The sequence below is a fragment of the Limnoraphis robusta CS-951 genome (assembly GCF_000972705.2).
The window spans coordinates 1-9,844 of sequence record NZ_LATL02000020.1 but is presented as its reverse complement, the minus strand read 5'-3'; the positions used below and the strand labels follow the sequence as shown (position 1 = coordinate 9,844).

At 43.5% G+C, this 9,844-nt stretch carries 13 protein-coding genes and 1 tRNA gene; 2 read left to right on the top strand and 12 right to left on the bottom strand.

The annotated features are described in order from the left end of the window. The first annotated feature begins 551 nt into the window (after nucleotides 1–551). On the top strand, nucleotides 552–674 hold the full coding sequence (locus tag WN50_RS37295) for a transposase (RefSeq protein WP_425354773.1): 123 nt from the start codon (nucleotides 552–554) through the stop codon (nucleotides 672–674). Here the strand turns inward: WN50_RS37295 and WN50_RS34515 are convergent. From WN50_RS34515 to queF, 7 genes are all read right to left on the bottom strand, one after another. Continuing rightward, nucleotides 637–810: a hypothetical protein gene (locus WN50_RS34515; protein ID WP_160315332.1), complete on the bottom strand. Its 174-nt coding sequence runs from the start codon at nucleotides 808–810 to the stop codon at nucleotides 637–639. The two genes, WN50_RS37295 and WN50_RS34515, sit on opposite strands and share 38 nt — an antisense overlap. A 208-nt stretch (nucleotides 811–1,018) precedes the next feature. Continuing rightward, entirely contained in the window at nucleotides 1,019–1,567 is a 549-nt protein-coding gene (locus WN50_RS01705; protein ID WP_046279990.1) for a tetratricopeptide repeat protein, read from the bottom strand. 153 nt (nucleotides 1,568–1,720) lie between these two features. Further along, on the bottom strand, nucleotides 1,721–1,948 hold the full coding sequence (locus WN50_RS35675) for a zinc ribbon domain-containing protein (RefSeq protein ID WP_082172239.1): 228 nt from the start codon (nucleotides 1,946–1,948) through the stop codon (nucleotides 1,721–1,723). Beyond that, nucleotides 1,938–2,858, bottom strand: a complete 921-nt coding sequence (locus tag WN50_RS01700) for an RNA-guided endonuclease InsQ/TnpB family protein (RefSeq protein WP_053221415.1) — start codon at nucleotides 2,856–2,858, stop codon at nucleotides 1,938–1,940. Before WN50_RS01700 ends, WN50_RS35675 begins: the two co-directional genes overlap by 11 nt. 72 nt (nucleotides 2,859–2,930) lie before the next feature. Next, nucleotides 2,931–3,290 (bottom strand): 50S ribosomal protein L20, encoded by a 360-nt coding sequence (rplT, locus tag WN50_RS01695; RefSeq protein ID WP_046278563.1) that lies wholly within the window; start codon nucleotides 3,288–3,290, stop codon nucleotides 2,931–2,933. Between the two features lie 39 nt (nucleotides 3,291–3,329). Further along, nucleotides 3,330–3,527: a 50S ribosomal protein L35 gene (gene rpmI, locus WN50_RS31655; protein ID WP_072075530.1), complete on the bottom strand. Its 198-nt coding sequence runs from the start codon at nucleotides 3,525–3,527 to the stop codon at nucleotides 3,330–3,332. A 49-nt stretch (nucleotides 3,528–3,576) separates the two neighbouring features. After that, a complete protein-coding gene (gene queF / locus WN50_RS01690) occupies nucleotides 3,577–4,005 on the bottom strand; it encodes a preQ(1) synthase (protein ID WP_046278562.1) in 429 nt (142 codons plus the stop codon). Nucleotides 4,006–4,191: 186 nt separating this feature from the next. On the opposite strand from queF, the gene WN50_RS01685 reads away from it, so the two are divergent. Continuing rightward, nucleotides 4,192–4,833 (top strand): hypothetical protein, encoded by a 642-nt coding sequence (locus WN50_RS01685; protein WP_046278561.1) that lies wholly within the window; start codon nucleotides 4,192–4,194, stop codon nucleotides 4,831–4,833. 205 nt (nucleotides 4,834–5,038) lie between these two features. On the opposite strand, the gene speD is transcribed toward WN50_RS01685, so the two are convergent. The 5 genes from speD to WN50_RS01660 all read right to left on the bottom strand — a co-directional run bounded on the left by speD (nucleotide 5,039) and on the right by WN50_RS01660 (nucleotide 9,683). Beyond that, nucleotides 5,039–5,464, bottom strand: a complete 426-nt coding sequence (speD, locus tag WN50_RS01680) for an adenosylmethionine decarboxylase (RefSeq protein ID WP_046278564.1) — start codon at nucleotides 5,462–5,464, stop codon at nucleotides 5,039–5,041. 250 nt (nucleotides 5,465–5,714) lie between these two features. Continuing rightward, complete coding sequence (locus WN50_RS01675) at nucleotides 5,715–6,770, bottom strand: pentapeptide repeat-containing protein (protein WP_046278560.1); 1,056 nt, start codon at nucleotides 6,768–6,770, stop codon at nucleotides 5,715–5,717. Nucleotides 6,771–7,006: 236 nt separating this feature from the next. Next, on the bottom strand, nucleotides 7,007–7,408 hold the full coding sequence (locus tag WN50_RS01670; RefSeq protein ID WP_049557587.1) for a hypothetical protein: 402 nt from the start codon (nucleotides 7,406–7,408) through the stop codon (nucleotides 7,007–7,009). Nucleotides 7,409–8,066: 658 nt separating this feature from the next. Then, nucleotides 8,067–8,139, bottom strand: a tRNA-Ile gene (locus WN50_RS01665). A 254-nt stretch (nucleotides 8,140–8,393) separates the two neighbouring features. Further along, nucleotides 8,394–9,683, bottom strand: coding sequence for a site-specific integrase (locus WN50_RS01660; protein ID WP_049557584.1), 1,290 nt, complete (start codon nucleotides 9,681–9,683; stop codon nucleotides 8,394–8,396). Nucleotides 9,684–9,844: the final 161 nt, after the last annotated feature.

Sequence of the window (9,844 nt, the reverse complement as noted above, 5' to 3'; positions counted from 1 at the left end):
AAGCTGATTCTCGGTTTCCCAAGAACCCTCAAAATGTATTAACGAGGAGCTGTACTTAGGCTTTCAAACTATTGTATTATCTAGGTTCGGCTGCTTTCGAGTCAGTTGTCTTTTCTCGAGCGCATTTACTAATGTAGCTGAGTCTTCTAGGTTTGTCAACACTTTTTTTAAAAGTTTTTTTGGGAAAACGGTAAACCATTGATGGATAGGCGTTACAGACTATTTGAGTCGATCTAACCCGAGTTAAGGCTTGTTGAAACAGGCTCTTTCCCTGCTTCCCCTCCCTTCATCCGAACTGCGGCTGACTTTCAAGCGGCTTGTCACCCCTTCAGTGTGGACGGGTTCCCCGGCATAAAGCAACTGGCGTACCCCGTCGTTGAGTAGGATAAGCTTTTCTCCCTTACCAATACACGAAAGGGTTAGTTGATACCCTCTTAGTGTCATGGTGCGCTTGTCGTATCTCAATCCTGATGTCGGTTTTTTTCTGGGAACACGCTTAAATAACGATTAACTCAATCTCTGCTGTTCATTTATTCTGCACATTCCCTGACTTGAAGCGTCGTAAATTCTGGGGTTCTCGGATGTGGTCGGATGGAACCTACTACGGCAGCGTAGGGCATATCTCAGAAGAGGCTGTCAGGAAATACATTGAAACTCAGAAGCAGAGGGGTTAATCGTCATCCCGACAGATTGTTGGCTGGCGACTGGATATTGACCCCCGTCGCCAGCCTCGCCTCTCATCCCCGCGCACAAGGCGACGGGGTTTTCTCGGCGATTTTTATAAAAAAACACCCACACTCTAACAAGCATCCTCCCCTCCTCAATTAGGTAGATCTCGTTATAGAGTATGGCTGTTGCTTGACTATAATGGCGAGTCAGCTCTTCTTGGGGACTCGTCACCTGCCCCACCCCCATCGGTGTTAACTTAGATAACAAACCGGATTTGGATTCATCCTACGCCGACATTGACCTTTTTGGACATATAACTCTGAGCAGATTTCAGCTCACTCAGAAACAGTTACTCTTCTAATGAGGATGGAATTCCCAAGCGTTTACGCAGGGACTCTGATCTCCGCCTAGCGATCGCATTTCTCGGATCGCCCTGTAAAGCTTGCTCATAAGCCTCCAATGCTTGAGCCGTTAGTTTTTTACGCTCATAGGCATAGCCCAAATTGTTATAAGCTGTGACGTAATCCGGTGCAAGTTTCAGAGCTTCCTTGTATTGCCGAATTGCGATGTCATACTGCTCCTTGGCAAAGTAAGCATAACCCAAAGCATTGTGAACCCGAGCCAGATTCTGAGATTCCTCTTGTTGATCGTTGGGTACTTTTAAAGCTTTTTGAAACACAGCGATCGCCTGCGAATATAACTTCTTATCGTTATAAATGCAGCCTAACTCGTAATATTCTTGAGCCGTACCCTGATCTTGAGCCAGTTTACTTTGCAATCGAGAGAGTTGACTTTCAACTCGACGGGTTCTAATAATCTGGCGTAAAACAAAGAACCCTACTCCAAAGAGCAGAGCCACTAACAGTAAAAGGTAGACGACTGGTAAACTACTATTCATCAGTTTGAGTAATTGTGAGAATCTAAAAAACAAACACTACTGAAGAGTTGCCTTCAGCTTGCATTCCCCATCTTAAATTCTCGTTGGACTTCTACTCAATTTACCAGGCTATACCCTGCTATCGAAAACTGATATAACACGGTATAAACCGTATTAATGTTTCGTTCCTGCATCACCCCGGACTGTCGGCTTCCCCCGGTCAGACAGGCTTTTTACCAAGAAGCCCTCGGCATAACCTTCTAAATTCAGGCTGGCATTCAAATCACGGTCAACGCTTACACCGCAAGCCTGACAATTGAAAACTCGTTCTTTCAGAGCTATTTGTTGAACGTGACCGCAACTTGAACAGGTCTTAGTTGACGGATAGAATCTATAGCGCAAAAACTACTACTGAGCCGTACCACTCGGACTTATACTCGACTTGGCGGCGAATTTCATAAAGAGCAGAATCGGCAATAGCACCCGCTAATTTATGATTTTTCATCATCCCAGAAACATTCAAGTCTTCTAACCCGATAACTGCGTGGTTTTTGCATAGCCATGAGGTTAGTTTGTGAATTGTATCTTTGCGAATGTTAGCCACTCTTTGATGTGCTTTTGCAAGTCTCAGTCTAGCTTTATTCCTGTTGTTAGAACCCTTCTGTTTTCTCGAGAGTTCGCGCTGAAGTCGAGCCAGATTTTTCTGTGCTTTTTTGTGAGCTGCTGGATTGGCAAAAACAGTACCATCTGAACAGGTCGCCAGTGCCTTAACCCCAACATCAACACCCAGATAAACTCTTGATTTAACAGTCTGTTCTGGTTCAAATTCGTAGGCTACAGACAGATACCAAGAATCAGCTACTCGACTAATTGTGACTCGCTTTGTGTTGATTTCAGGTAGGGGTTCATAAGTGAATATCCATCCAATAAAAGGAAGCTTCAATTTCCTCCCTGAAAACCTCATTACTTTGCCACAATTATCAATCGTAAAGCTATCATTTCTGCCTTTTTTCTTGAACTTAGGATGTTTGGCAACGCCTTGAAAAAAGCGACTGAAAGCTTCCCCTAAGTGCATAAAGGCAAATTGATAAACTCTAGAACTTAGCGTTGACTGCCAGGGATAGTTTGGCTTAATGTGATTGGTGTAGAACTTTTTTAGCTTATTCGCAGAAGGTTTTAGTCCTTCTTTATAAGCCTCGTTCCACATCGCTAAGGCCCAATTCCAAACCCACCTAGAATATCCCGCGTGGGTCGCCATTAAGGTTCTTTGACGGTTGTTAAGTTTGAGTTGGGTTTGAAAGGCTCGTTGCATAGATCTATTATCTGATCTTACAGATAGTACCGTTTTGTACCATAAATCGTCTACTAAGTTACTTCTCTTGAATTAGGATTGGGCTTGATCGTCGGCTTGCGCCACAACTTGACTAAAAGCTTGTGGATCAATCACCGCCAACTGAGCAAGCATTTTACGGTTGATCTGGATATTAACCTTTTTCAAACTCCCCATCAGTTGACTGTAACTAATTCCATGCAGACGAGCCGCCGCGTTAATGCGAGTAATCCACAGTCTTCGGAAGTCACGTTTGCGTTTGCGACGATCTCGATAGGAATTCCGCAAAGCTTGCATCACCCGTTGATTTGCTGTCCGGAAGTTAGTAGACTGACAGCCTCGAAATCCTTTAGCAAGCTTAAGAACTTTCTTGCGACGCTTACGAGCAACGTTACCGCGCTTAACCCTTGTCATAGTTAATTTCCCTTAGCGATTAAATATCATCTTTAAACCCTAGAGATAGGGCATCATCAAACGTACATTTTCAGCATCTCGCTCGTGAACTTCTGCCATTTTTGACAAGCGAGTCTTACGAGACGAACTTTTGTGCTGCAAGAGATGGCTCTTGTATGCTTTGCGGCGCACAATCTTACCGCTACCAGTGACTCTAAAACGTCTGGCAGCCGACTTGCGAGTTTTCAGTTTGGGCATGAATTTAGTGTAAATTCGACACAGTTTATCATTGTATCACGTTTTGCTATTAATCATCAGGTCTTTGATGTCGAACTTCTACGCAGGTATGAACGTTACCCCGAGGATTAAAATCTCCCACTATTTTCACTTCTAAGGGATCACAGGCTTCCAGAAAATCATCTAAAATCTGATTGATTGATTCTTCGTGAGAGATATAGCGATCGCGATAACTGTTGATATAGAGTTTCAAAGATTTTAACTCTACGACCCGTTCGTTAGGGACATAGGTAAGATGAAGAGTAGCAAAATCGGGATAACCCGAAAAAGGACACTTACAGGTAAACTCAGGTAAGGAAATGCTAACCTCATAGCGACGTCCAACCCGAGGATTGGGAAAAGTGATTAACTGTCCTTGTTGAATTTCCCGTTCACCATACTTAACTTCTCCGACCTCGGAGGAATGAAATACGTTTTGTTCAACTGGCGAGTTACTCATAAGGATTCAAATCGGGAATCTAAAAACAAGATCAATTTTGTCAAAGCTAAGGCTTTAATTTTCGTGAAGAAATGCGTTCTGATTGTTCTAATGACGATTAATCTAGAGCATAGCAGAAGAAGCTTGACTCTGCTGGATCAGATCATCAGTTAAACAACTAAACATTCTCACTCCATTTTAAGTGCTATGCAAGATGTTACCGTTTCTGGCTCTAACTCATCTGAAGCAACGAATGCCTATTCTCCATCCGTCCCGATTTCTCTGTACCGAGAAGTCACCGCCGAATTACAAGCGTCCAAAACGACGCTCAACTCTTTAAAAACCCAAAACCAACAGCTTGTTCAGCAAAATCAGCAACTTCGTCGAGAACTAGAGAACTTAACTCAAGCGGCTATCCAACTTCAACAAGCGATTAACACGGCTCAAAAGGTTAATCATACTGGCTTACCTCAACAGCAGCAGACTCATCATCTAGAAATCCCCAATTTCAGTCAACATCATACAACTTCGTCCTCTAGTAACTTTGTAGAATTGCCTTTGAGCAAGACAGTTGCTCGAAGTTCACCCCAAGAAGACCTAGAAGCCAAGTACACCCATCTTAAACCTCAATCTCCTGCAACTCCTCCTGAAAATCAACCCTTCAAGCGAGAAATTCCTGAGAAACTGTTTACAGAGGAGCCTGAAGCTCGCTTACGTCCGACTTCAGAGACTCAACGAGCCGAGTTAAATGGATTTTGGTTGGTCGTCTCAATTGCTTTGATTGTTCTGGTTGCTTTTGGCGCTGGATATTGGATTGTTCGTCCGCTCTTACAACAACAGCAACGTTAGTCGGGTCGGTGATTCAGAGTTGATCGCTGATTTGAGTTTCTGGAATAGCGAAATACTCCCCCTATGTTGTGCATAGAGGGAGAGATTTTGCTCCTCCTTGCCTAAAAATAAGCTGATAAAATCCCCAACTGCTTCAGAGCTGCGGCTAGGGATTAGAAAACGAGCTGATTATTGCTACAAGTAGGTTGTTACAATCAGATGAGGATCATCCCTGTAAAACACGGGTTTCAGTCCAATGACTCTCAAGTGATTCCCAATCGATAGAATCCTCTGGGATGCCCATTTCTGGCTCAAAACCGCGCTGAAATTCTCTCTGTTTAACTTGTTTAGCTTGAAGAGCAACTTCTAGGCACTCTAGAGCAAGCTGAGGATTTCCTCGTCCACAGAAAAAGACATCGGCAGCAAAGTAGCCATATTCTGGCCAAGTATGGATAGCAATATGAGACTCGGCTAACGTTGCGGTTGCAGTCACGCCATGAGGACTGAACTGATGAACGCAAAAGTCGATTAGGGTTGCTCCTCCGGCTGTAATTGCATCGAGTATAGCCCGACGTATGCGTTCTGGATCATTCAGTAAGTCAGCCGGACATTGCCAAGCATCAATAACCAGGTGGGTTCCCAATTTTTTCATTCGGCGCGGTTTCACCTCCATCCTATAGTGGTTTAAAACCTCAAACCTTATTAGTGTATCACAGAAAATTGTCAAATGAGAAAGTTCGCCACACAAAAAGGCAATAGGCAGATAGGGGTATGGGGAGATCTTAGGATCAAACCCTCTCCCCATCACCTGTTCATCCAATTTACCTGAAATTTTTTGTTGAGAATCAAACAGCCGTGCGCCTGCCAACGGGTAGAAGGAGGGGTTAGGGACGGCGACCTAGTTAAGCATAAGTTGCACCATTGGGCAGAATCGCACCTTCTAAGAAAACTTCATCCAAACTGGTCAGGTTTAAACTAGCACCAATTAAATTAGCTTGACATAAATTCGCGCCTCTCAAATTCGCGCCTTTGAGGGACGTCAATAACAATCCCGCTCCTGTGAGGTTGGCGTGACTCAAGTTCGCCCCCCGTAAATCCGCTTCTAGCAAACTTGCACCCGCCAAATTTGCCCCACTCAGGTTTGCGCCTCGCAAGTTGGCTTGACTCAAATCAGCGAGTCTCAAGTCAGCTTCATGCAAAATCAAGCCATTAAGATTGGCATTTTTCAAATTGGTACTCTTAAGGTTCGCCCCACTCAATTTGGCACCATTGAGATTCGCACCTTCCAAATTAGCCCCTTGCAAATCTGCTCCAGTTAAGTTGGCAACACAAAGATTAGCATTGCGTAAACTCGCTTCGCTCAAGTCGGCTGCCATGAGATTAGCACCACTGAGGTTACTGTGATTCAAATAAGCTCGAATCAGACAAGCGGAACTTAAGTTGGCTCCACTCAGGTCAACTTCACTTAAAATAGCTCTAGTGAGGTTAACCCGACTGAGGTCAATCGCGCTTAGGGTAGCCCGTGAAAGGGTCGCACCAATTAAAGTGGCTTCGGTCAACTTAGAGCCATTGAGCAAGGAAGCACCGATTAAACTGGCTCCTGTCAAATTCGCTCCACTGAGATCAGTTTGAGAAAAAATACTTCCACTCAGAAGAGCGCCAGTCAAGTCAGCTTGAACCAGTAGGGTTCGAGTCAGACTTGCTCCGGTTAAAGTGGCTTCAATCAAGATAGCTCCACTGAGATTCGTCCGACTCAAGTCAGCCCCACTCAAGTTTGCACAAATCAGACGAGAGTGGGTCAAGTTAGCAGCAGTGAGATTAGCATTACGCAGATCAATCCGATTCAGATTAGCTTGACTTAACTGGGCTGCTATGAGGTTAGTCTCGCTAAAGTTACGTTCCCCTTTGGCATATCGCGTTAACAGTTTATTCGCACTGAAAATTTCACTAGCCTTCATACAAAATGAATTATTTACTGTAATCTGTCGAGAGTACAAGTTCTCTAGGAACTCAATTGAAAAGCAGTTGCTCAGAACTACGTGTGAACTTAAGGTTCACTCGTTATGAAACAAATTGACGGAGGACGACGATACTGAGCTGCATCGGTCAATGGTTAAATTGAACTCACCTCAGACCGTTTAACCGTTTTTCAGGGATTGAGGATCTAATCCCTAAACGTTCTCAAGCAAAAGCTTCAGCTAGTATCGCCTGCAACAAGCACATACTGTCCCAGGGAAATCCAGTTTGCTAACCCTAGCAAATTCCCTTGCTCAAGAGGCAGAAGTAAAGTCCATTGAAGCGGTAAGACAGAGATGTTAGCCCTAGCGAAATTCCGACTTTTTATCCAATTCACCCAAAACTGACAGTCGGTTAATCGATGTACTTTCCGATGTAAATTGGAAGTGTGAGAACTCCAGGGTAGAACCACCCAAAAATTCAGCAGAATCAAGCTATTGTGATTACAAAAATGGCGAATTAGTCTCAGGAGACTCAGGCGAGGCTCAATTTGCAGAAATTTTTGATGCACAAAGCAGTAGCGAGTTTGTGCTATACCTCGCCAAACTGGGTCGAACCTATAATAGTTTGGGTCTGCCATATAGTCTGCATCCTATACACCCCAGTCACTAACCCTCCCTGATGACAGGGGCTACGATTGCCAATCAGGGTAAGTTGTACTCAATCGGGGCGATGAAGCCAGTTTGTCAATCTCTTCACTTCTATACATTGCTAAGATTGCCCCTTAGTCTAATATACAATAGCAATTGAAACTCGGTAAGTTAATAATGGACATAAACATAGAATCAAGCAAAATCCGGTTAAGGGGCAAGTAGGAACCCTGTTATCATGCAGAACTCAGCAACAGAACAAGATTTTCTTGGTTTTCAAGATGTTTACCCGGCAATGGCCACCTAGATTTCTTCAGGTTGAAAATAGATCGTAGTCAACGAACAGTTAGCTAACTTTCAAAAACTTGTTTCCCGATTATAGCCTTCAATTATTGTCCGATGACGTGAGCTTGAATTGAGGAAAAAAAGATGAGAAAGAAAGGAATTCTCTAGATTTTGAGGAAATTGATGAGGAAAAGCTTTGATCCTGGCTAGAACACCGAAAAAAAGCGACAACAATTTGTTACGGGTAACTGAACTACATTTAATTTTTGACGCAGACATTTAATCGGTTACAGCAACGCAACTCAGTTACTGATAACCAACAATTAACTGATGTACCACAACAGATTCAAGGAATATCAATAGTGCGCCCTGCTGGGATCGAACCAGCCTGAAGGCGAATTATGAGTTCGCTGCCTCCCCAATCGGCCAAGGGCGCTTTATTGTCTAGGTTAACACGAAAGTAGACATTAAGCGACTCTTTTTTTCGCTTCCTAGTTTAACATAGCTGTTTAGTACAGGCGATCGCTAAAAAGTCTGGTATCTGGGGACAAACCCGCTCCACTCCTAGTCAGTTAGGTTAAGGTATTGGATTGGAAGTTGAGATCATTTCTCTTTGAGGTTGCCGTATCATTCAGGCTGTAGACTGCTACTCCACAGTCTCCTCTCCTCACAACAACTGAACCCGTTATTTTAAGGGAGTTTTGATAGACAGAGTTCTAAAAGCTGGTGAACCTTGCGGTGAACTATTTCCCTTCTGAGCTGTTCTTCTAACTCAGCTATTCGGCCTTTGAGAAACTGGTTTTCAAGCCGTAACCGGGTTAACTCGTTCATCTCCTGTTTGTCGCTGAGAAGTTTTCTGTAAATCTTGTCACTGGTAGAAGCGTCCATGTATTTCTGATACTTATCAACGTGCATCTCTAATGAATGACCCATCCAACGGGCTGCATCATCTATGGGGATTTCTAGTTCATGCGCTCTGACGGCATAGCGATGTCTGAGACTGTAAGCTTCATTCTTGAACCCATAGGCGATCAGTATTTTTCCTAACTTATTGACCTTACTCTCATAGTTTTTGGCATTACTGGGGAACCGCTTAGGATTCAACAGGTCAAACCGTTCAACCCAGTGAGGATATAGAGGATAAACCAGTCGTTCTTCAGTCTTGTTATCCTCATCTACTCTAAATTTGTGAAACTCATTGTCGGGACTGGTAAAGAACTCCAGATGATTCTCAATCCCATTGAAAATTTCTTGAGTTCTCAGACCGTAAGTGGCAATCATTCCAAATGACCAGGCGATATCATCAGGCAACAGGTCAAACGTCATCTCTATTTCTGTGTCAGTCGGTAAAATTCTAGGAACAGCTACAGGCTTACAAATGTATGGCTTTACCTCAATTCCCTCTTGTTTACCTAATGCTTTGATAACTCTGATCAGATTTTGCCTAAGATAACTGTTTGGTGGTGTTGAGCATATCCAAGCCTCAACATTTTTGTCTGTAAAGCGGTCTAAGTCGGGTATTTTTTTAAAAGAGGCATTATAAGAAGTTCTAAATGTATTCAGTTTCTTGCGAGTCCGAGGCCGATCGCGCCAATAGTTCTCCTCAAAGTCAGCCTTAATCTCACCCATTGTTCGTTGCTGAGGTTTTGTCTTGGGTTTAACTCCGTACATCTCCCAGTTAAAACCTCCTAACTTCAACTGTGTCGTAATGTCTATTGCCTTAGTTTCTGCAATCCTCACCCCTTCTAAGTCAGCAGGTGCAGTAGAAATCTCATAACGCTTTGTCCCTTCTGGTGTTGTTTCTCCCGGTTTACAGGGTAACGTTCCCCTTAGATACAGTCGGTTTTTTCTACGTTGAATTGTTAGCTTACTTCCGAGTGCTTTAAGACGCTCGTTTGACTGCAAAATAGCACTGTTAATCTGGCTGTCAACCTCTCGGAGAGACTGACAGGCTTTGTTATTCAATTTACGCTGAGTCATTCTTCTAGATATTTAGTGATGCGGTTGTTCTCTTGCCGACGCTTGACATCATCAATCTGTGATTCCCACCTGTCAGCTATCTCTGCTAACTGCTCATCAGTCAGCTCTTGAAATTCTGATTGCTGATATTTCTCCAGAATTAAAGAGAAGTTGAAATCATC